Below are 21,020 nucleotides of genomic sequence, written 5' to 3' on the forward strand. Positions count from 1 at the left end.
CTGAAAATATCCTAATAATTCAGTTTTAACAAATAAGATATCTGATCAGGAAAAGTGAAGCGAATTTGAGATTCTCTTTAAAATGGAGATTACTGCTTTTTTTATGATACATATCATTTTTTGTTTTTGATAAAGTCTCCTAATTTTGGAAACTTCAAAATATACTGAAAACTAAAATGAATAAACATCTCCTCTCTGTTTTTTTTCTTTCCGCAGCATTCGCTTTGAGCGCACAGGAAAAAATTTCTGAAATTGATTCTGTAGAAATTCAGGGTAAATTTATTTCGACCCCTTATAAAAATGCCAATCAAAATATTTCAGTGATCACTAAAGCAGATATTCTGCATTCACCGGCTACAAGTATTGATGAAGTTCTTCAGCAGATTCCGGGAATGGATATCAGAAGGAGAGGAGCCAATGGAGTGCAGAGTGATATCGGATTCCGGGGAAGTTCTTTTGAACAGGTCCTTTTGCTTTTAAATGGAGTCAGAATGAATGATTCCCAAACCGGCCACAATTCACTCAATGTTCCTGTAGATCTGGAAGATGTTGAGCGTATTGAAATCATCAAAGGTCCCGCGGCCAGACGTTTTGGGCAGAATGCTTTTGCCGGTGCTATTAATATTATTACCAAAACAACCCCCGGAAAAAGGGTGAAAATCAGAGGAGAAGCAGGAGATTACGGCTCGTATGGACTGGGTATGAATGCTAATTTCGGAAATGAAAAATTTTCAAATTTATTACAGGCCAATTCAAATGCTTCACAGGGATACAGACATAACACTGATTTTGAGATGAGGAATGTTTTTTATCAGAATCAGTTAAGAATAAAAAACGGAAGCATAAGATTGCAGGCTGGTATTTCAGAAAAAAAATTCGGAGCTAACGGTTTTTATTCATCACCTAATGCCACTGAACAGTATGAAGAACTACAGGCTTCCATTGTGAGTCTGGCTCATCAGCAAAGTTTCGGTAAGTTCAAACTGAATTCTAATGTATACTGGCGGAGAGGGCAGGACATGTACCTTTTTAACAGAGAAAAGCCTGAGATCTACAGAAACATGCACATCGGAAATAATGTGGGCGGAGAAGTAAATTCAAGTTATTCTTCAAGTCTGGGAACTACAGGCCTTGGAGTTGAGTTAAGAAAAGAGTTTTTGGCCAGTAATAATTTAGGTCACAGAGAACGTTTTGTTTCTCAGGTATTCTTTGAACATCACTTTTCTTTACTGGATAAAAAACTGAATATTACCCCGGGAGTTTCCTGGGCTAATTACTCTAATGAAGGAAACTTTTTTTATCCGGGACTGGATGTAGGATTTGATTTTAATTCAAATCACAAAATCTATGGAAATGTATCTAAAGTTCACAGGGTTCCAACATTTACCGATCTTTATTATTCGAGCAAGACCGAACAGGGTAATGAAAATCTGGTTCCTGAAAATGCATTCTCTGCAGAAATCGGATATCAGTTTCAGAAAAACGGAATCCTTGCCAAAGCAAGCGGTTTTATGAGAAATTCAAATAATGCCATTGACTGGGTGAAAAACTCACTGCAGGACCCTATCTGGTATGCACAGAATGTGGGAGAAGTCGATACTAAAGGAGCTGAATTTGAAATCAATCACCAAATATTGCCATGGTTAAAATATTCTTTGGGATATACCTACCTGGATACTGAGTTTAGACAGTCAAATCAGCTGGTTTCAAGATATGTACTGGATAATTTAAAACATCAGGTTATCGCAAAATTACAGACTAAATTTCTAAACTATTTTACAAACGAACTCGTGTACAGATACAATGATCGGGTGAATTTAGGAAGCTATCACCTTTTGGATGAAAAATTAAGTTACATTAAAAATGATTTTTCTGTATATGTTTTGATCAATAATATTACCGACGCTGTGTACACAGAAACATTTGGTGTACCTATGCCTCAACGATGGTTTCACATAGGTTTTACTTACAATATTAATATTAAGTAAACTTAACATTACGCAATTGTTAAATCTTTTAATTTTGCAAAAATTTTTGAATGAAATTGATTAGAAGTCTCGGTGTTGTTTTGATGATGAATTTTTTTAATGCTCAGGAGCATATTTCCGCATTTAATGCTTTGACGGTAACCTATAAATTTCATCCTAAATTTTTCTTATATGCTGAGGGGCAAAGCAGAGGAATAGAAAATTACGACTATCCTGACTATTATGAAATAAAAGGAGGCCTTGGATATAATCTGACCAAGAGCCATAAACCATTTGTCGGGTTAGGACGATATGCTACTTATAAAGATCATGCAATTGACAAAGAAGAATTCAGGGTCTGGCTGCAGGACATTATTGATTTCAAAAAAGGAGTTGTAAAGTTTGAAAACCGGTTCAGAGCAGAAAAATCATGGTTTTATGAACCTAAAACCGACAGAAATTCTGAGAGAATGCGCTATCGGTACCGTCTGAACATTTCAGTCCCTCTTAATGCAAAAAAAATTGAGCCGGGAACTCTTTTTGCCAATGTTTATGATGAAGTTTTTTTTGTATCACCCATTAAACCAACATTTGCAAGAAACCGTCTTTACGGTGGTTTCGGTTATCAGGCAGACGAAACTTTTGGAATTGTAAGCGGATATCTTTGGCAGAGAGAATTTGATGCTAAAGGAAACAAAAATGTTCATTTCGTTTATTTAGCACTGAACATCAACATCGACGGAACCGATCATGAACAAAAGACCTATCACTTTCCGGGAGCAGATTAATATTTCTCAGAAAGGTAACGGTAGGCTTTGAGGTATTTATTAAACCGATGGATATCTTTTGAGGTTAATTCACGGTTAACTCTTCTCAAATCCATATTGTCACGGAGGTCATTTAGCTTTACGGCTACCGCTAAAGGAGATCTTTCCGTCCTTTTAACAAAATCATCGTAAATTTCGTCTGTATCATACTTAGTAAGACAGCTGATTGCATACAGGATATATTCAGGAAAGCCTTCATTTCTAAGATAAGCGAGACTGAAGTCTTCAGGATTATCTTCGACAACGTCATGTAGAACCCCTACAATTTTTTCATCCATTGTCTTTCCATATTCCATCACACGCATTACATGGGCTATATAAGGAGCATGGTATTTATCTTTCTGACCTTTATGGGCCTTATCAGCAATTCTTATGGCTTTGTGTAAAAGTTCCTCTTTTGTCATCTTGTAAAAATAGACTACAAAAATATAAAACAGCCTGTATAAATTCTAAATTTTTTGAAATAATTTAAGAATATTTTATAGGCCGCTCATTGATTTTAAAAAAATATTTTACTGCGTTTTTTTAGTTTTAAATGAATCTAATGAATTAAGGATTTTAAATTGAATATTGCTTTTTACCGTTGTTTTTAAACTTGAATAAATTTCAGGTTTTTCCGGTTTAGCAACAGGCATTTTATAAACTTTTGCAGCAGTGCTGTCTGTATAAAACTGCTCACTCCCGGTAGCAATTGGTGAATTAAATTGGTAAAAATTTAAACTGCTTCTTTTTAATGGCTCAATTGACGTTTGAGCAGAAAATAAACCTGATAACAGTAAAAGTGAACCGAAAATAATTTTCATAAAAATTGTTTGACTTAAATTTATAAAAATATTTCAATTCAACAAAATAATTATGACAGATAAACGGAAAAAAATATTAATTTTTAAATATTGTAATCAAAATCTAAAACAGATCATATTTAAAATGAAAATTATTCAAATCAGACAATAAAAGAATATTGTACTGAGGATATTACACTACTTTCTAAAAATACGTTAGAAATCCAAAAAGAAAATTTTAATAAGCCGGAAAGGATTCTGAAATAATAGAAAAATCCCGATACTAATATCAGGATTTTATGTAAGTTATAAAACACGTTAGAAGTCTAGAGCGTTTGATGTCTTTAAGACGGTTTTAGTAATGCCCTTTAGCCAGATAATGTGCTGCCACTTTTTCAGTTAAAGCTACTACATTCGGATTGTTGGTATATTTAGTAAACCTTCTTAATCCTGAAAGCATCATCCGCTGTTCGTCTCCTTCTGCAAATGATATAATTCCTTCTTTGGCAGCAGAAATTATTTTTTCAATCGCTTTGTAAAGATTCAACTGAGCCATAGCAACCTCTGCAGAATCAGCAGAGAAATTTTTCTCAGCTCTTAAAACTGCGGATTCTGCCATATAAATCTGGTTCAGAATTTCAGAAGCATTTAATAGTAAATGCTGTTGCTTCTCAATATCCATCATGTATTTTTGAAGAGCAGCTCCTGAAACCATCAAAAATACTTTCTTCAGATTCGCCAGAATTGCTTTTTCTTCGCTCATCAATTCAGAATAATTAGGTACTTCAAAACTTGGAATTCCCATCAGCTCTTTAGAAATTGCCATGGCAGGAGAAAGCAGATCCAATTCACCTTTCATTGCTTTTTTAATTAGCATTCCTACTGACAAAAGACGGTTGATCTCATTGGTTCCTTCGTAGATCCTTCCAATTCTTGAATCTCTCCATGCTGCTTCCATCGGCATATCCTCAGAGAATCCCATTCCTCCGTATACCTGAATTCCCTCATCAGCAGTATGCTGCGTTAAATCTGAAACGAAAACTTTCAGGATTGAAGCTTCAACGGCAAATTCTTCAACACCTTTCAATTCTGCCTGTTGATGGTTCATTCCACCTGCGACCAATTCAGCAATTTTATCTTCTACATCTTTAGCAGCCCTGTATGAGCCTGCTTCCGAAACGAAAATACCTGTAGCCATTTCTGCAAGCTTTTTTCTAATGGCTCCGAAAGTTGAGATCGAAACACCGAATTGCTTTCTTTCGTTAGAATATTGTAATGAGTGGTTTAAAATTCGTCTCTGTCCGTCGAGGTTAGCTGCAGCCAGTTTTATTCTTCCAACATTCAGTGCATTCAAAGCGATTTTAAAACCGTTGTTTCTTTCACCCAAAAGATTCTCTACCGGAACTTTCATGTCATTAAAGAAAACCTGTCTTGTGGAAGACGAACGGATTCCTAATTTATGTTCTTCCTCGCCGAAAGAAAGTCCTTCAGTTCCTTCTTTTTCTACGATGAAACCGGTAATGTTTTTATCATCCTCAATTTTGGCAAAAACAATGAAAATCTCTGCAAATCCAGCATTGGAAATCCACATCTTCTGTCCGTTGATGATATAGTGTTTTCCATCTTCAGATAATTTTGCCCTGGTTTTTCCTGAGTTGGCATCAGAACCGGCATCAGGTTCCGTCAAACAGTACGCTCCGAATTTTGTACCTGTTGCCAGATCCGGAAGGTATTTTTGTTTTTGTTCTTCAGTTCCATACAAGAGAATAGGTAAAGTTCCTATTCCAGTATGAGCTCCATACGCGGTTGCTAAAGAGCCATTGGCTCCTGAACAGTAATCACAGGCCAGCATTGTATTCACAAAGCCCATTCCCAGACCACCGTATTCTTCAGGTACGGCAACTCCCAAAAGTCCCATCTCACCTAACTGACGCATTTTTTCTTCAGTCAGTGCATAATCCTTTTTCTCAAATCGTTCTTTTTGAGGAATAACTTCTCTGTCAATAAATTCTTTCGCAGAATCACGAAGCATTTTTTGTTCTTCTGAAAGCTCTTCCAAAGTGAAGATTTCATTAGCCGCAATTTCTTTGATTAGAAATTCACCGCCTTTTAGTGTTTTATTAAGTGTATCACTCATTTTTTTATTTTATTTTAAATTTTATTTTATTAAAGACATTAAGATGATAGACGGACAGATAATAGATTTAAATACTTTTTATCAGTCTTTATTTAATGTGTTCTGAAATACCATTGTCGCTTTCTGAAATGCCTCAATTTTAATTTCAAAAATATCTGTTTCTTGATCAGATAAATATTTTCTGTGAGAAGCTAGCAATAGCTGTGTTTGCAATTCAAATGATGAACCTAAACATATGTCTAAAAAATGACTGAAAGATTTATCTGTTCTGCTTGAACCTTCAGCTATATTGGAAGGAATTGAGATTGAGCATCTATCCATTTGGCTTTTTAAACTGAATTTTTCATATGATGGAAAAGTATCTGTAAGATCTAAAATTGATTTTGACAATTCTAAACCCATCTGCCAAATTTTAAGTTTTTTAAAATTATGTCTTTTAAAATTACTCATTCTCTTCTATCCCTTTATCTATTAGTATCTAAGTCTATTATCTATCAGTCTATTATCTCTCATCTACCTCTCACCTACAACAACTCAAAAATAGAAGCAGCTCCCTGTCCCGTTCCCACACACATAGAAACCATTCCGTATTTATTTCCACGCTTTCTCATTTCGTCAAGCAGCTGAACGGTTAACTTTGTTCCGGTACATCCTAGCGGGTGACCCAGGGCAATCGCTCCTCCATTGACATTCAGAATATCCGGGTTTAAGTTTAATTCTTTCTTAATAGCAACAGACTGAGAAGCAAAAGCTTCATTAAGTTCTATCAGTTCTATATCTTTCAGTTCCAGACCTGCCTGTTTTAACGCTTTCGGAATAGCGTAAACCGGTCCCATCCCCATGATTCTCGGCTCTAAACCGGCAGCAGCATAAGCAACAAGTCTTGCTTCAGGTTCCAGTCCCAATTCCTTAACCATTTCTTCAGACATAACAATCACAAAAGCTGCACCGTCACTCATCTGAGAAGAGTTTCCTGCAGTTACGCTTCCCCCGTTTGCAAAAACAGGTTTTAACTTTGCCAGACCTGCCAGTGAAGTATCTGCTCTTGGTCCTTCATCAACAGAAAAATCAAATTTCTTGGTCTGCATTTTCTGGTTTTCATCCAAAAAATTATATTCTACAGGAACAGAAACAATCTGATTGGCAAAACTTCCCTCCGCATTGGCCTTTAGTGCTTTCTGATGAGATTCAAATGCAAATTGATCCTGTTCTTCCCTTGAAATATTGAACTGTTTCGCCACTTCTTCTGCGGTGTATCCCATTCCCCAGTAATAATCAGGATTCGTTTTTGCAATCTCTGTTTCCGGAACAGGTTTGTACCCGCCCATCGGGATATAAGACATCGACTCTGTACCACCGGCGATAATGCAGTCAGCCATTCCTGCCTGTATTTTTGCTGAAGCAATGGCAATCGCTTCAGAACCTGATGCACAATATCTGTTTACGGTAACTCCCGGAACTTTATCTGTGTTCAGTCCCATTAAAGAAATTAAACGTGCAACATTTAAACCCTGCTCAGCTTCAGGCATCGCATTTCCGACGATCAAATCATCTATTCTGTCCTTATCCAGTTGCGGAACAGCTGCCATCAGTTTTTCGATGACAGTTGCTGCCATGACGTCAGGTCTTGTAAATCTCAAACTACCTTTTGGAGCCTTTCCAACGGCGGTTCTGAATCCTTTAATGATATATGCTTGTTTTGACATTTTTTTATAAATTAAAATTAGTTTAAAGTTTTACCCTCATCGAGGAAATCGGTCAATTCTCTTCAATCCGTTCGTACAAATATTTAGAATCATATTCAATTTCAAATTTTTGCAAAAGCTCTAAATATTCGTTTTTAAATGTTTTCGTTTTATGATGCTCTTCCTGATTTAAAATGTATTTTACAACACGGTCGACACTGCTTTTAGAATCGGAAAAAGCTCCATATCCTTCCTGCCAATTAAATTTTCCTGTTATCCATTTTCGGTCATTAATAAATTTTGATGAACCTGCTTTTATATCCCGTACTAAATCTGAAATCGAAATACTCGGACCATACTTACAAGAATATGAATGTGGTCAGGCATTGCAAAAACAGCAAATAATTTTTGACCTCTAATCGAAATAATTCCTGTAATAAACTGATGTAATTCTTCTCTGTTTTCTTTTGAAACAAGGTTCTGTCTTCCCTTGACAGCGAAAACAATCTGAATATAAATCTGGGTATAAGAGTTTGCCATAAAATTAACAGGTCGCTCCTACGGAGCTGAAATTAAAATCTGTTAAACAATCTATTGACAGGTGTGCCTCTCTGAAATCCATTAACAGGTCGCTTCTACGGAGATTCGATTAATTTCTCAAAGGTTTTCCTTTCTGCAACATAAACTGAATCCGTTCCAATGTTTTTCTCTCTCCACAAAGCTGCAGGAAAGTTTCTCTTTCGAGATTCAACAAATATTGCTCAGTAACCACCGTTGGCTCGGAAAGATTACCGCCCACTAAAACATTTGCCAACTTATCGGCAATTAATTTATCGTGTTGCGAAATGAAATTTCCTGTCAGCATTTGATCGGTTCCTACGTAAAACATTCCTAGAGCATCTTTTCCCAGAACTTTAACAGTTTGTTCGATAGGCTGGGTGTAACCGTGTTCAGCTAAACTTTTGGCCATCATTTTTGCAGTCATGAGCTGACGGTTTTTATCAACGACCACTACATCTTTACCTTTTTCAAGAATTCCCATATCATAGGCTTCATATGCTGAAGTAGCGACTTTACCCATTGCGATATTCATGAAAGCTTCACGGAGACGGTTGTTTTTCACATCATCACTGTGAAACTCTCTGGAAGTTCTTAAAGCAAATTCTTTAGTTCCGCCACCACCTGGAATGACACCCACTCCGGTTTCTACCAAACCAATATAGGTCTCGGCAGCTGCAACAACTCTGTCTGCATGCATAGTCATTTCACAACCACCACCGAGAGTCATACCATGAGGAGCAACCACCACCGGAATTGAAGAATAACGAACTCTCATCATCGATTTCTGGAAATAGGCAATCGCCATATTCAAATCATCCCAATCCTGCTCAATGGCCATCATCAGAATCATGGCCAAATTAGCTCCCACAGAGAAATTTGTACCTTGGTTTCCAATAACCAATCCGTCGTATTCTTTTTCAGCCAGATCAATAGCCCTGTTGAGACAATCTAAAACTTCACCACCCAAAGAATTCATTTTTGAGCGGATCTCAAAATTGATGATTCCGTCACCTAAATCCTCAATCGAAGAACCTGAATTGCTCCAGAGTGTTTTGTTTTTTCTGATATTATCTAAAATAATGAATGATTCCTGACCTGGAATGCTGCTGTAGTTTCCTGAATTTTTATCAAAGAAGATGCTTTGCCCGTCTTCATTTACTTTATAGAAAGATTCTACATTCTTCACCCAGTCTGAAACTTCATAACCTGCATCTTTTGCCAACTCGATTCCTTTTTCAATGCCTACGGCATCCCACATCTCAAAAGGTCCGTTTTCCCATCCAAAACCGGCACGCATTGCATCATCAATCTTGTATACTTCGTCAGAAATTTCAGGAACTTTGTGAGAAACATAGGCAAATAGAGCTCCCAAAGATTTTCTGTATAATTCTCCTGCTTTGTCTTTTCCACCAATCAAAACCTTGAACCTGTCAATCGGTTTATCAATGCTTTTCGTTAATTCTAAAGTTGGGAAAGAAGATTTACCCTGAAGTTCATATTCTAAAGTATCCAGGTTTAATCCGTGGATTTCAGATTTTCCGTCAGCTCCTTTTACTTTTTTATAGAATCCCTGTTCAGTTTTTGAACCCAGCCATTTGTTATCCACCATTTTCTGAATGTATTCAGGAAGGGCAAAAACATCATTAAAATCATTAGCTTCAGCACCACTCTGACGAACGCCGTTGGCTACCATCACGAGAGTATCTAGCCCAACCACATCAGCCGTTCTGAAAGTTGCAGATTTCGGACGGCCTATAACCGGACCGGTCAATTTATCTACATCAGAAACATTTAAGCCTAACTTCTGTACATTGTGAAGAAGGTCCATCATCGAGAATACTCCGATTCTGTTGGCGATAAACGCAGGAGTGTCTTTAGCTAAAACAGTTGTTTTTCCCAGGAATTTCGCTCCATAATTCATGTAGAAATCTGCAATTTCCGGGTCTGTATCGTGGGTTGGAATAACCTCTAGTAGAGGAAGATACCTTACAGGATTAAAAAAATGGGTTCCGGCAAAATGTTTTTTAAAATCTTCACTTCTGCCTTCTACGAGCATATTGATGGGAATTCCGGAAGTATTGGATGATACTAACGTTCCCGGTTTTCTAAATTTTTCAATTTTTTCGTACACAGATTTTTTAATGTCGAGTTTTTCAACAACGACTTCAATGATCCAGTCTGTATCTTTTATTTTCGGTAAATCATCATCAAAATTTCCTACTTTAATGCGCTCGGCAAATTTGGGAGAATAGAGTAGTGCAGGACTCGATTTCTTGAGTTTTTCAAAGTTTTCAGAAGCAATTCTGTTACGAACGGCTTTGTCATCTTTGGTCAGACCTTTTTTCTGCTCAGCTTCATTCAATTCAAAAGGAACAATATCGAGCAGTGAAACCTGCACACCGATATTGGCAAAATGTGCAGCTATACCGCTTCCCATAATTCCTGAACCTAGAACTGTTACGTGTTTGATTCGTCTTTTCATTGATTTATTATTTATTTTCTATTATTAATATCCGATGCAATCTTCATAATTTCAGTCATCACTTCTTTGAAGGTTTCCAGTTTTTCAGGAGCAATTTTTTCCATCACTTTTTTATTGAAGTTTACCACGACTTCTTTGGACATATTTCTAGAGCTCAGACCTTTATCTGTAAGCTTAATAATGACTTCCCTTTTATCGGCTGTCGTTTTTTCTTTGTAGATATATCCGTTGTCTTCTAAAAGTTTGATAATTCTTGTGAGAGAAGTAGGTTCAATGGCCATTTTCGGGCCGAGATTCGTGCTTCGTGTACCTTCTTTCGGGTCGATTTTTAATAAAGTTAAAGCCTGAACTGCTGTAGAATCGTGTTCCTGTGCAAGTTCAGTATACATTTTGGAGACAGCCAACCAAGTCTGTTTAAGAATGAGGTCAACATTTTCTGTTTTTTCTTTATTATTATCCATCATATTTTTTGATTATCGGTTTTATCAAATGTAGCAAATATTATGCATGCATAGTATTTATTAACGTTAAAATTTGTTAACAATATGATTTACAGATAATTAAAATGTATGACAAGCATAATACTATGCATGCATAGTATATGAATTGAATAATTAAAACAAGGTATTAGTGAAATTTGTTTACCAAATTAACGATTTCATCAAATGATTCGCATTGATGTGTTTCATTATTATATAAAATCTCCCAAATGGAATTGTTGTAATTAAAACAGAATGAAGAGAGGTCTTTTTGAAAGTTTTTCTGAAGCAAAGAGTACAGCATTTCTTTCTGAATCTCAGGAGCGTTTATTGAAGGAGCAATGAAATTTTTGTTAAAATGAAATAATACGGAGCCGGTGAGCTCATTATGCTGGAGTAAAACATCCTCGGTAAGCCCTGCAAAAAGTTCATGATCTTTTACATACCAGATTTTATCAGCAAATTCTTTTGCCAGCCGCCAGTCATGGGAAGAGAACAGGATAAGCTTATTTTGCTGTCTGGCAAGATTTCTGAGTGTCTGAAGAATGATGATTTTGTTTTTCTCATCTAAATGAGTTGTAGGCTCATCAAGAATGATGACAGGAGAGTTTTGGGTTAAGGCTCTTCCTATAAATGCTTTCTGAAGATTTCCGTCCGACAGATTTTTAAGAAGTGTATCTGTGTATTGTTTTAAACCTAATTCTTTAATAATGTCTGAAACTTCATTTTTATCTTTATTCTTTAAGTCAAAATAAAAAGGATAATAAATATACTTTCCTAAAAAAATTAAATCTTTCACCGTAAAGTTTTGCGGAATGACGGCTTTAGAAAAAACAATGGCAATATTTTCCGCAATTTCTTTTACAGAAAGATCTTTTATGTTTTGACCATTAAGTAAAATTTCTCCTGTCAACAGAGGATTCTGATTGAGAATTGATTTAATCAAAGTAGTTTTCCCTACACCGTTATTCCCAATTAAAAGACATACCTCACCTAAATTCAAAGACGCATCGGTATCTGAAATTAAAGTTTTGTCATAACCGATGTCGGCTTTTTTTATCTGCAGGTACATATATTTTGGATAAGGAAAAGAAATATAAGTTTTACAAAAATAATATTTTAAATTTTACACACAGTTATTTTATCAGATATGACAATTACTAAAACATCAGGAGTCTTCTCATTTGCGGCCAAAGAAATATTATCTTTTAATTATCGTACTTGTGAAAATGATCAATTGGCTTTTCAGAGCTTAAAATTATACTTTATTCTGTTTCAGCAGCATTACTAAAATAACAGGAATTCCAAAAACAGAACTGATCACATTTAGTGGAATCTGAGTTTTTTCAGCAGCAACTGAAAACATCAGCATCATCAGCATTCCCAGAAGCATATTCAATATCCACTGTTGCCAAAGCCTGGAGGGATTGTAAATCAGTCTGCAGAAATGAGGAACGATGATACCTACAAATAAAATAGGGCCTAAAAAAGCAGTAATAGAAGCTGAAAGTAAGGAAGACGTAAAAATAATCAATAATTTAAGATGATTTAAATTAACGCCTAAACTCTGTGCATAGGAACTTCCGAGAGCATTGCCTATTAAAGGCTTAATCGTTTTGAAACAAATCACTAATCCTGTAAAAACTAGAATTGACAAGACGATAATCTGATTTCCCGACACCATGTTATTCGCTCCGAACGACCATAAAATATAGTTCTTCAGACTTTGGTTTTCAGCATAAAACTGAAGAAGTGATACAATGGCTCCGGCAAAAGCTGATACAAGGAATCCGAAGATAATCAGATAAGATTTATCCTGGAATTTGTTGGAGATTGACATCAAAACAAGCATAAGCAGCATACTTCCGACAATCGCTGACATACTGAGAAAACTATTCTGCAAAAATTCCGGGAGTATAATACTGTGTGAAAAAAAAATGTAAAATGCAACAGAAAGACTCGCAACAGAGGTAATCCCTAAAATATCAGGTCCTGCAAGAGGGTTCTGAAAATATTCCTGCATAAGAAAACCTGAAGTCGGAATAGCAATTCCTGCTAAAAGCATTACCAGAACACGGTTGATTCTGATCTCGGCAATCTGTCCGTTTTGGGAATTCTGAAAGAAATCCTGAATATTTAAACTTAAAAATCCTGTGTTCAGATTAATAACCGCCAGTGAAAGAATGGCAATGAATAATGATAAACACAGGATTTTAAATTTATAAGACATCGTTAAATCAGTTCAAAAAAGAATTATTTAGTAAATGATGCTATTTTAGAATTCAGTAATTCTGAAGTCATCATCCCTAAATATTCATCAGTTTTGTCACCCTTCCTCATGTAAGTAAACGGAATAGCATCACCTTTCCATTCTTTAAAATTATTTTTAAAAAAAATTTCATCCAGCTGACTACCATCCAGAAGAATCGTATTGTTTCTGATTCCCTGCTTATCAACAAAAGCCGGTACCTCAGAATTCCAAACTTCTTTGGAATCTAAGCTGATAAATGTGATTTTTACGGGTTGATTTTTAACCTCCGCAATCTTATCCTTGAAATGAGGAATTTCACGTACACAGGGCCCGCACCAGGTTGCAAAGAAATTGGTCACATAGAGCGTGTCATTTTTAGTCTGAAGAAAATCGGTAGCCTGTTTCGTATTCAGAGCTTTTAAAGACGCCGCTTTGGGAACTGGCTGTGAACTTGTTTCAGAAATTGAATCTTTAACAGCAGTCTGATTTTCTGTCTTGTCAGCTTCTTTTTTACAGCTGACGAAAGTTGCAGCTAACAGGACGGACAAAATTATCTTTTTCATAAGTATATATTCTGTAGTTTGATCAAATATACGATTGACATCTCCTATTGGTTTTAGAAATAAGAAAATAGCCACAACAGTAATTTAATAATTATTTTTTATTTATTTTTGAATTGAAGTATGGAACAACAAATCTATAAAGGAAAACTGACGCAGTTTCACCGCCTAAAAATAGCTAAAAAGGAAGACCTGACCAAAAATACTTTTTCTCTGGAATTGGAAATTCCTGAGAGTTTAAAGGAAAATTTTAAATTTGAAGCCGGTCAGTTCGTAAGTATAAAATTCAGATCCGGTGGAGTAGATGTGATCAATGATTATTCAATGACATCAGCTCCGCACGAAGAAAAAATTTCTTTGGGAATCAAAGTAAACGGTCAGAAAGGAGCAACTTCTCAACTTTATAAGAATTATCAGGTAGGGGATGAATTGATGGTTAGCGAACCTGGCGGAAGATTCACTATCGTTTCCAAACCAAGCGAATTTCGAACTATTGTAGGTTTTGCTGCTGGAATCGGCATCACTCCGATTATCAGTCATTTTAAAAATATCCTTTATAAAGAACCGAGAACAAGACTGTTCCTGTTTTTTGGGAATCAGAATTCTGAACAGCTTATCTATCGTGACCTTTTAGATCACCTCGCAAAACAGTACGGTGAGAGACTTCAGATATTCTATTTTTATTCGAAGGAAAAAACGGCTGATCAGTTTTTTTACGGTAGATTAGATGCTAAAAAATTAAATCTCATCATTAATCAGATTCTGCATTTGGATGACACTGATGAAGAATCAACCATATGGGATGCTGTAGATGAAGTTTTGATCTGTGGAAAAGGGGAGATGATAAAAACGCTTGCCAATGCATGTTATCATCATGGAATTCCTAAAAAAAATATACATTTTGAATTGTTCGAGGAATTTAATGACGACATTTATCCTGTGGAAAAAGAATTTCCCCTGATCGAAAATGTGGAGGTAGAATTTAAAATGCTCGGCAGGGATTACAAGACCGAACTTCCTGATAACCGGGAAAAGATTCTGCAGCAGCTTTTAGTTCAGAATTTTCAGGTTCCTTATTCTTGTAAATCCGGGATTTGCGGAAGCTGCGAATGTACTTTGGAAGAAGGTGAAGTTGACCTTTTAGAAAATGAATATCTGACTCGGAAAGAGGAAGAACAGGGAAGAATTCTTGCCTGTATGTCAATTGCAAAAACTAAGAAAATAAAGCTTAACTTTGATTTCAGTTGAGAATTATCCGAAACATATTTAAATTCATTATTTTATCAATAGAATTGGTTTTTCTCTTGATCTGTCTCTGTAATGTCTGGGTTTTCGGGATTACCAATGGACGCACATATACTAAAATTTCAAAAATTCCACCCCGTGAAATCGCTCTGGTTCTGGGAACTTCCCCAAGAATGCGATCAGGCCTTTCAAATCCTTATTTTACAAAAAGAATGGATGCTGCAGCATTGCTGTATCATCATGGAAAAATTAAAAAAATCATTGTAAGCGGTGAAAAAAGCAGAGGATATAATGAACCTGCCGCAATGAAAAACTATCTGATCTACCAAGAGGGAGTCCCGGAAGATATTATCATAGAAGATCCTAAAGGGTTTAATACCTATAAAAGTATTCTACGGTGCAAGGATGTGTATAAAAAGAAGAATGTTATTATTGTTTCGCAGGGTTTTCACAATCTGAGGGCGCTGTTTTTTGCAAGAAATAACAATATGAATGCCTTAGGATTTGATGCCCAGGATGTTAATAAACCTGAAAGTTTCTACAGAAATCAATCCAGGGAGATTCTCGCCAGAGTGATTGCTGTAGTATATTTTGTCCTGGGAATTTCTCCGGATTAGAAAGGATATCCAAAAGCGATATTCAGTGTAGGCTTCAGGGGTTGGAAATTATTAAACCTCCATTTTTCACCATCGGGTTTATTAGGATCATAAATTTTATAAGCCAAATCCAATCTTAAAGTGATGTATGCTACATTTACTCTCAAACCAAACCCACTGCCTACACCCATCTCTCTGATAAACCTGTTAAATTTAAACTGATCATCAAAACCATTGTTTTCTGTATTCCAGATATTCCCGATATCAGTAAAAATTGCTCCTTCGTACATTGTATTGAAAGGTATTCTATATTCAAGATTTGTAGTCAGCTTTACATTTCCCATCAGATAGGTCCTCACTCTTTCATCAATTTGAGAACCTCCGGGACCTAATCCTCCAAACGCTACCCATGCACGTATGTCATTGGAACCTCCGTTAAAATAAGATCTTACAAAAGGCATAGATGAGGAATTCCCATACGGAATACCTAAACCGATAAACTGACGGAGAACAAGAGTCTGATTTCCGTTAAATTTAAAATACTTTCTGACATCGAAGTCAAACTTTACAAATTGGGCATAAGGAATTCCAAATATCGTTCTTTCGGGATTTCTTAAAACACCCCCATCATCAACTCTTTTCTGGTTAAATAAACTTGGGATATTTCCGGCAACTTCCATTTTCCCGTTAAAATAGAATGCATTTGGATAATCTTTTTTTCCGATTTCGTTGTAAATGAAATTATAGATAAAAGAAGAAATAATCACATCCTGAGTCTGTCTGTCTTTATTTATAAGGGTGCCTAAGAATGCCACAAGATCATTGGCTTTATCAGGATCAAGTGTTCCGGCATAACCAAGATCAGCAATGATCTTTTCTGAAACCTGATCCCTGGTCAGAAGTCCTGAATCAAATTCCTGTTTAATATTTGGATTATAACCGAAATAATCATTGAAAACACGGGCTCTGATCACATCATCATTGACAAAGAAATCGTAGTAACTGTCCTTATTTTTTGTTAAACTGAAAAGAGTATTAAATAATGTAAGTCTGTGTGAAGACTGATCATTAACATTTGCGAAATAATTTAATCCGGTATTAAAATTCACTCTTCCCAAACCTATATTATTCTGGATAGATGTACCGAGAACAATCGAAGAAGTCGGTGTATATCTTTTCGGGATTAATTTATAATAATCAAAAGGGAGTAACAGACGTGGAAAGCTTAATGATGCCTGTGCAGAAATTTCGTATGCTAAAATTCTTTTATCTAAATTTTTAGGATTTCGGATAGATCCAAATGTCCCGGAAAGACTTGTTGAAAGGTTTTCTGCTCCGTGGAAAACATTTCTTGTGGTCAGGTCAACAGATGGAGAAATACCTAAATTAAGTAACTGAGAATAATTAATATCTGTTCCGACTTTAAATTCATATTTTGGAAGGGGTTTGAGCAGATATAAAACATCAATAATACTGTCGTTAGGCTTTATAGCGCCACCCTGTCTTAATGAATCTTTGGCTTTCAGAATACTGAAATTATTCATAGCGAGAAGATTCCTCTTGGTGAGATCAAGTTTATTCTGATTATAAACTGATTTATTATCAATGATAATTGCTCTCCAGATTGAATTGGTTTTGTAATCTTCATTCATCTTATGAAATCTAATTCTCCGGAGGCTGTCCTTTACCGTTCTTCTGCCGAAATCACCTGGTTCATCAACAATAGCAACATCTATGTTGCCAATGGTAGCCACTTTGTAAGGAGAATCCACAGAATCTTTGTGGATTTCGAGTGTTAGAGGTACTTTTTTTCTGTCTTTTAAGGAGTCGGCTACAAAATATACTTCGTCACTGGCATTATTAAATTTATAATATCCGCTTCTTCGCATTAGATCGTTAATTCTGGCAACCTCTTTTTCCAAAACCGTCTGATCAAGAATTTTACCTGACCTTATTAGTGTTTCGCTGATGTTTTGCTGATAGAGGCTTTTAATGCCTGCATCCGGAATATTATAGTAATATTCCTTAATATTGGTAGGGCTGTTGTGGGTTATAAAATAAGTAACCGCTGCTTTCTTCGAAGTAGAATCCAGATCATGTTTAAATTTAACCTCAGAATCCCAAAAACCACGGTAGGTCATTCTTTTTTCGATAGATCCTGCACTTTTATCTGTTCTGGTCTGATCTAAAATTACCGGCGGTGTTCCCCAATTGTGTAAAAGTCTGTCCCAAAGCAAGCTTTTTCCTACACTCTGAGGCATATTGTATTTAATGAAAAGTGAATCCCTGAGTTTCTGATTTCTCATTTCACTCGGGTAGGTAAGATATTCACTGAACAATGTATCATATTTGGGATTTGCAGCATTATGAAGCCATAAACTTAAAGGCATAAACAGAAATTGCTTTTTATTAGGCTTCTGCTGCACATAGTCTTTAAGTTCTTCATCAAAAAACTCTTTCTTATCTTCAAACTGAAAATTGTTCTTTGTGAGTAAAAATTCGCCTTCAGGTACTTTTTTTGTTGTACTGCATGCGTAAAGGACACCGACAGCAGTTGCAAATGATAGAATTTTATAATATTTTTGAGGAGAATTCTTAAAATGCTTACAGCTCATACAATAAAAATTTTACAGTCTTTAGATAAAAAGAAGTTCAGGCAAAAATACAATTTGTTTTTGGTTGAAGGGAATAAAATCATTTCCGAACTTCCTAATTCTAACTTTAAAATTAAAGAAATATTTTCTACAAATCCCGGTAATTTAGATCCCGGTAATTTTTCTGTACACCAAATAACTGAAAATGAACTGAAAAAGATCAGTTTTCTTCAGCATCCGAAAGATTCAGTTGCGGTTTGTATGCTGAAAGAAACCTCAAAATTAAAAGATCAGAATATACAGCTGGTTCTGGATGGAATTCAGGATCCCGGTAATTTGGGAACAATAATACGTCTGGCGGATTGGTTTGGAATAGAGCAGATTGTATGCAGTGAAGATACAGTGGATTATTACAATCCAAAGGTTATACAGGCAAGTATGGGATCTTTTACGAGAGTTAATGTGGTCTATTGTAATTTAATTGAATATCTCACTCAAACCGAAAATATCAATATAGGGACAGATATGGATGGAGAAGACATCTATACTTTTGAAAAACCGGAAAAAATTAATTTGATTTTAGGAAATGAAGGTAAAGGAATGCGGGATGAAACCGAAAAATTACTTCAAAACAAAGTATCAATCCCAAGATTCGGAAAGTCTCAGTCCACGGAAAGTTTAAATGTTTCAATGGCTGCAGGAATTATTTTAGGACAACTTTTCAGAATGTGATATAAATAGAGTTTTAGAGTCACGGTATTTAGGATTACTTATAAACCCCTCAGATTCCAAAACTCTAAAACTCTGTAAAATCAGATGAGCTGCTCCATACTCGAAACACTCTTTGTTTTTTGATAAGCTTCAAGTTTTGATCTCAAAAATTTCAGTGCCATAGGTGCTACATAAATTAATGCTGCTCCCAGTATCTTCTTTTTCCAGTTTGAACTTCTCATGTTCTTTTTCGCATAATTAGCAACAAAAGCTGTAACCGCCAACTTTATTAAAGTATCCAAAGCATCACCTTTCAAAGCACTTCCGGCTATGCCCATTGCTGTATTTCTACTGAGAAACATATCTTTGACTTCGGAAGTCAGCTGCTTGGCAATAACATCTTTTCTGAGAACTGTTTTTTCTTCGCCGTCTTCATCAATCTTTTCTTTTAAATACTGATCTGTTAATCCATTGGTAAATGCACTCAGACTTTCTTTGGTATTTTTGAAGGTTAACAAACCTTCTAAATCTTCAATTTCACCCTGTAAAAGCTTTTTCTTTCTTCTTAATTCTTCCAGACTACTGTAGTTTCTACTCATAATTTAGTGATTTAAAAATTCGATTACTTTATTTGCGATCATATTTACGATACGTTTTTTAAATATAATAACAATAATCATAATTAGCAAATAAAACGCTGATACAATCAGAAATCCGTATGAGGTATTATTTAACATTTTACCGATCAGAAAGGCTATTCCAAAATTAAAAAGGATAATAAAAAAAGCAAAAGCAACTAATAAAATAACCAGATAAGCAATAACTCCGGCAGAAATTGATGATTTTTCTGTTGCCTGAATTTTAAGCAGATCAATCCGCTTGGATGTATATTCTTTTATAGTTTCAATCATTATTTTTTCTTTAAGTTACGAAAAAAGGAACTTTAATTTGGTCAAAGTTCCTTTTTATCATTTTGATTTAAAATAAATTTATCTTTTCAGATCATTCAATCCTGTTTCAACATCTTTTACAATGTCACTGGTTTTTGATACAATCTGATCTTTGTATTTATCATAACCGTCTTTTACCGTGTGAGCTACACTGCTTGCAGTTTCTTTAAAAGTAGAAGATATGTTTCCGTACTGATCTTTTACTCTTTCAGAAACCTCTCCATATTTGTTTTTTGCTTCTTCTTTTAAATCATTAGCTTTAGTTTTAATCTTTTTTCTTGTTTCTTTACCTTCTTCCGGAGCATATAACATTCCTAAGATTACACCTGCTGCAGCACCTGCTAAGAGACCTGCTAAAATACCTGCTGTATTATTTTCTTTTCTAGACATTTCTTGTTTTTTAATTATTGTTATTAAATATTTTATACCGTAATTGTTACAATTAATATACCAAATGACATTTTTCACCTATAAAAATGATTAATTTTTTAAATGGGTAAGTATACTTTGTATGGTCTCTTTTTTAGTTAATAATGTATTGTCAATTATGATTGCATCGTCGGCCTGCTTTAAAGGGGCAATTTCACGCTCGCTGTCAATTTTGTCCCTTGCCAGAAGATTTTCCATAACATGCTGCTCATCGGCATCAATTCCTAAACTTAATAACTCCTGATATCTTCTTTTTGTTCTTTCCCGGATACTTGCCGTCAGGAAAAATTTAAAATCAGCATCAGGAAGCACCACGGTACCGATATCTCTTCCATCCATAATAATTCCGCCTTTTTTAGCAAGATTGCGCTGAAACTGCAGCAGAAAATCCCTGACCTCTTTCTGCTTAGCAATCATACTTACATTGTTGGAAACTTCATTGGAACGAATATCTTTTGAAATATCAGTGTGGTTCAAAAACAGAACAAGATCTCCGTCACTTTCTTTAAATTCCAGATTAAGCAGTGAAAAGGAGTTGAAAAGCTTTGGAAAATCAATAGTATTGTCTTCATTAAGACAGTTTTGTAATGCAAACCAGGTAACGCCACGGTATAGAGCTCCTGTATCCAGATGAACTATTCCCAACAGATTGGCAATAATCTTCGAAATAGAACTTTTCCCTGTGGATGAGAATCCGTCAATTGCAATTACTGGTTTTTTCATCCTGCAAATTTCAAAAAAAATTCTGGAAATCAAAAAATATA

20 protein-coding genes and 1 pseudogene are annotated in these 21,020 nt (G+C 35.4%); 5 read left to right on the forward strand and 16 right to left on the reverse strand.

The window, feature by feature from the left end; genetic code table 11:
- Positions 1-176: 176 nt before the first annotated feature.
- Both AC2A07_RS02430 and AC2A07_RS02435 read left to right on the forward strand, forming a co-directional pair.
- Positions 177-1,988 carry a TonB-dependent receptor plug domain-containing protein gene (locus AC2A07_RS02430; protein WP_484049055.1) on the forward strand — a complete coding sequence of 604 codons (1,812 nt, stop codon included), beginning with the start codon at positions 177-179 and terminating at the stop codon, positions 1,986-1,988.
- Between the two features lie 50 nt (positions 1,989-2,038).
- Entirely contained in the window at positions 2,039-2,755 is a 717-nt protein-coding gene (locus tag AC2A07_RS02435) for a DUF2490 domain-containing protein (RefSeq protein WP_314490703.1), read from the forward strand.
- Here the strand turns inward: AC2A07_RS02435 and AC2A07_RS02440 are convergent.
- The 11 genes and pseudogenes from AC2A07_RS02440 to AC2A07_RS02490 all read right to left on the reverse strand — a co-directional run bounded on the left by AC2A07_RS02440 (position 2,752) and on the right by AC2A07_RS02490 (position 13,734).
- The gene (locus AC2A07_RS02440; RefSeq protein WP_314490706.1) at positions 2,752-3,198 is read right to left on the reverse strand and encodes a phosphohydrolase; all 447 of its coding nucleotides are present in this window, start codon (positions 3,196-3,198) and stop codon (positions 2,752-2,754) included. The two genes, AC2A07_RS02435 and AC2A07_RS02440, sit on opposite strands and share 4 nt — an antisense overlap.
- A 108-nt stretch (positions 3,199-3,306) precedes the next feature.
- Positions 3,307-3,597 (reverse strand): hypothetical protein, encoded by a 291-nt coding sequence (locus AC2A07_RS02445; protein ID WP_484049056.1) that lies wholly within the window; start codon positions 3,595-3,597, stop codon positions 3,307-3,309.
- 334 nt (positions 3,598-3,931) lie between these two features.
- Complete coding sequence (locus AC2A07_RS02450) at positions 3,932-5,713, reverse strand: acyl-CoA dehydrogenase family protein (protein ID WP_484049057.1); 1,782 nt, start codon at positions 5,711-5,713, stop codon at positions 3,932-3,934.
- A gap of 81 nt (positions 5,714-5,794) precedes the next feature.
- Positions 5,795-6,163, reverse strand: coding sequence for a four helix bundle protein (locus AC2A07_RS02455; protein WP_484049058.1), 369 nt, complete (start codon positions 6,161-6,163; stop codon positions 5,795-5,797).
- Between the two features lie 74 nt (positions 6,164-6,237).
- Entirely contained in the window at positions 6,238-7,419 is a 1,182-nt protein-coding gene (locus tag AC2A07_RS02460; protein ID WP_484049059.1) for an acetyl-CoA C-acyltransferase, read from the reverse strand.
- A gap of 52 nt (positions 7,420-7,471) precedes the next feature.
- Positions 7,472-7,938: pseudogene (gene tnpA, locus AC2A07_RS02465) on the reverse strand (IS200/IS605 family transposase).
- A gap of 109 nt (positions 7,939-8,047) precedes the next feature.
- Positions 8,048-10,441: a 3-hydroxyacyl-CoA dehydrogenase/enoyl-CoA hydratase family protein gene (locus AC2A07_RS02470; RefSeq protein WP_484049060.1), complete on the reverse strand. Its 2,394-nt coding sequence runs from the start codon at positions 10,439-10,441 to the stop codon at positions 8,048-8,050.
- An 11-nt stretch (positions 10,442-10,452) separates the two neighbouring features.
- Positions 10,453-10,902: a MarR family winged helix-turn-helix transcriptional regulator gene (locus AC2A07_RS02475; protein WP_314491646.1), complete on the reverse strand. Its 450-nt coding sequence runs from the start codon at positions 10,900-10,902 to the stop codon at positions 10,453-10,455.
- A 166-nt stretch (positions 10,903-11,068) separates the two neighbouring features.
- The gene (locus AC2A07_RS02480; protein ID WP_484049061.1) at positions 11,069-11,992 is read right to left on the reverse strand and encodes an ABC transporter ATP-binding protein; all 924 of its coding nucleotides are present in this window, start codon (positions 11,990-11,992) and stop codon (positions 11,069-11,071) included.
- Between the two features lie 186 nt (positions 11,993-12,178).
- Positions 12,179-13,150, reverse strand: a complete 972-nt coding sequence (locus tag AC2A07_RS02485) for an iron chelate uptake ABC transporter family permease subunit (protein ID WP_484049062.1) — start codon at positions 13,148-13,150, stop codon at positions 12,179-12,181.
- 23 nt (positions 13,151-13,173) lie between these two features.
- Positions 13,174-13,734, reverse strand: coding sequence for a TlpA family protein disulfide reductase (locus AC2A07_RS02490; protein ID WP_484049063.1), 561 nt, complete (start codon positions 13,732-13,734; stop codon positions 13,174-13,176).
- A 120-nt stretch (positions 13,735-13,854) separates the two neighbouring features.
- Between AC2A07_RS02490 and AC2A07_RS02495 the strand changes: the two genes are divergently transcribed.
- Together AC2A07_RS02495 and AC2A07_RS02500 are read left to right on the forward strand one after the other, a co-directional pair.
- A complete protein-coding gene (locus tag AC2A07_RS02495) occupies positions 13,855-14,979 on the forward strand; it encodes a flavin reductase family protein (protein ID WP_484049064.1) in 1,125 nt (374 codons plus the stop codon).
- Entirely contained in the window at positions 14,976-15,593 is a 618-nt protein-coding gene (locus AC2A07_RS02500; protein ID WP_314490737.1) for a SanA/YdcF family protein, read from the forward strand. The genes AC2A07_RS02495 and AC2A07_RS02500 overlap by 4 nt, the downstream gene beginning before the upstream one ends.
- On the opposite strand, the gene tamL is transcribed toward AC2A07_RS02500, so the two are convergent.
- A complete protein-coding gene (gene tamL / locus AC2A07_RS02505) occupies positions 15,590-18,187 on the reverse strand; it encodes a translocation and assembly module lipoprotein TamL (RefSeq protein ID WP_484049065.1) in 2,598 nt (865 codons plus the stop codon). The genes AC2A07_RS02500 and tamL overlap by 4 nt on opposite strands.
- Between tamL and AC2A07_RS02510 the strand changes: the two genes are divergently transcribed.
- Entirely contained in the window at positions 18,173-18,898 is a 726-nt protein-coding gene (locus AC2A07_RS02510) for a TrmH family RNA methyltransferase (protein WP_484049066.1), read from the forward strand. The genes tamL and AC2A07_RS02510 overlap by 15 nt on opposite strands.
- An 80-nt stretch (positions 18,899-18,978) precedes the next feature.
- Here the strand turns inward: AC2A07_RS02510 and AC2A07_RS02515 are convergent, their stop codons facing one another.
- The 4 genes from AC2A07_RS02515 to cmk all read right to left on the reverse strand — a co-directional run bounded on the left by AC2A07_RS02515 (position 18,979) and on the right by cmk (position 20,979).
- On the reverse strand, positions 18,979-19,476 hold the full coding sequence (locus tag AC2A07_RS02515) for a phosphoribosyl-ATP pyrophosphatase (protein WP_314490747.1): 498 nt from the start codon (positions 19,474-19,476) through the stop codon (positions 18,979-18,981).
- Between the two features lie 3 nt (positions 19,477-19,479).
- The gene (locus AC2A07_RS02520) at positions 19,480-19,788 is read right to left on the reverse strand and encodes a phage holin family protein (RefSeq protein WP_314490750.1); all 309 of its coding nucleotides are present in this window, start codon (positions 19,786-19,788) and stop codon (positions 19,480-19,482) included.
- Between the two features lie 78 nt (positions 19,789-19,866).
- The gene (locus AC2A07_RS02525) at positions 19,867-20,217 is read right to left on the reverse strand and encodes a YtxH domain-containing protein (RefSeq protein WP_314490753.1); all 351 of its coding nucleotides are present in this window, start codon (positions 20,215-20,217) and stop codon (positions 19,867-19,869) included.
- Positions 20,218-20,307: 90 nt separating this feature from the next.
- A complete protein-coding gene (gene cmk, locus AC2A07_RS02530; protein ID WP_314490755.1) occupies positions 20,308-20,979 on the reverse strand; it encodes a (d)CMP kinase in 672 nt (223 codons plus the stop codon).
- Positions 20,980-21,020: the final 41 nt, after the last annotated feature.

The organism is Chryseobacterium sp. HNCC26DJ238, assembly GCF_057180465.1.

Bases quoted from the DNA above. Each gene is read 5' to 3' on its own strand.
- AC2A07_RS02430 (WP_484049055.1), top strand. From the start codon at position 177: ATGAATAAACATCTCCTCTCTGTTTTTTTTCTTTCCGCAGCATTCGCT.
- AC2A07_RS02435 (WP_314490703.1), top strand. From the start codon at position 2,039: ATGAAATTGATTAGAAGTCTCGGTGTTGTTTTGATGATGAATTTTTTT.
- AC2A07_RS02440 (WP_314490706.1), bottom strand. From the start codon at position 3,198: ATGACAAAAGAGGAACTTTTACACAAAGCCATAAGAATTGCTGATAAG.
- AC2A07_RS02445 (WP_484049056.1), bottom strand. From the start codon at position 3,597: ATGAAAATTATTTTCGGTTCACTTTTACTGTTATCAGGTTTATTTTCT.
- AC2A07_RS02450 (WP_484049057.1), bottom strand. From the start codon at position 5,713: ATGAGTGATACACTTAATAAAACACTAAAAGGCGGTGAATTTCTAATC.
- AC2A07_RS02455 (WP_484049058.1), bottom strand. From the start codon at position 6,163: ATGAGTAATTTTAAAAGACATAATTTTAAAAAACTTAAAATTTGGCAG.
- AC2A07_RS02460 (WP_484049059.1), bottom strand. From the start codon at position 7,419: ATGTCAAAACAAGCATATATCATTAAAGGATTCAGAACCGCCGTTGGA.
- AC2A07_RS02470 (WP_484049060.1), bottom strand. From the start codon at position 10,441: ATGAAAAGACGAATCAAACACGTAACAGTTCTAGGTTCAGGAATTATG.
- AC2A07_RS02475 (WP_314491646.1), bottom strand. From the start codon at position 10,902: ATGGATAATAATAAAGAAAAAACAGAAAATGTTGACCTCATTCTTAAA.
- AC2A07_RS02480 (WP_484049061.1), bottom strand. From the start codon at position 11,992: ATGTACCTGCAGATAAAAAAAGCCGACATCGGTTATGACAAAACTTTA.
- AC2A07_RS02485 (WP_484049062.1), bottom strand. From the start codon at position 13,150: ATGTCTTATAAATTTAAAATCCTGTGTTTATCATTATTCATTGCCATT.
- AC2A07_RS02490 (WP_484049063.1), bottom strand. From the start codon at position 13,734: ATGAAAAAGATAATTTTGTCCGTCCTGTTAGCTGCAACTTTCGTCAGC.
- AC2A07_RS02495 (WP_484049064.1), top strand. From the start codon at position 13,855: ATGGAACAACAAATCTATAAAGGAAAACTGACGCAGTTTCACCGCCTA.
- AC2A07_RS02510 (WP_484049066.1), top strand. From the start codon at position 18,173: ATGCTTACAGCTCATACAATAAAAATTTTACAGTCTTTAGATAAAAAG.
- tamL (WP_484049065.1), bottom strand. From the start codon at position 18,187: ATGAGCTGTAAGCATTTTAAGAATTCTCCTCAAAAATATTATAAAATT.
- AC2A07_RS02515 (WP_314490747.1), bottom strand. From the start codon at position 19,476: ATGAGTAGAAACTACAGTAGTCTGGAAGAATTAAGAAGAAAGAAAAAG.
- AC2A07_RS02520 (WP_314490750.1), bottom strand. From the start codon at position 19,788: ATGATTGAAACTATAAAAGAATATACATCCAAGCGGATTGATCTGCTT.
- AC2A07_RS02525 (WP_314490753.1), bottom strand. From the start codon at position 20,217: ATGTCTAGAAAAGAAAATAATACAGCAGGTATTTTAGCAGGTCTCTTA.
- cmk (WP_314490755.1), bottom strand. From the start codon at position 20,979: ATGAAAAAACCAGTAATTGCAATTGACGGATTCTCATCCACAGGGAAA.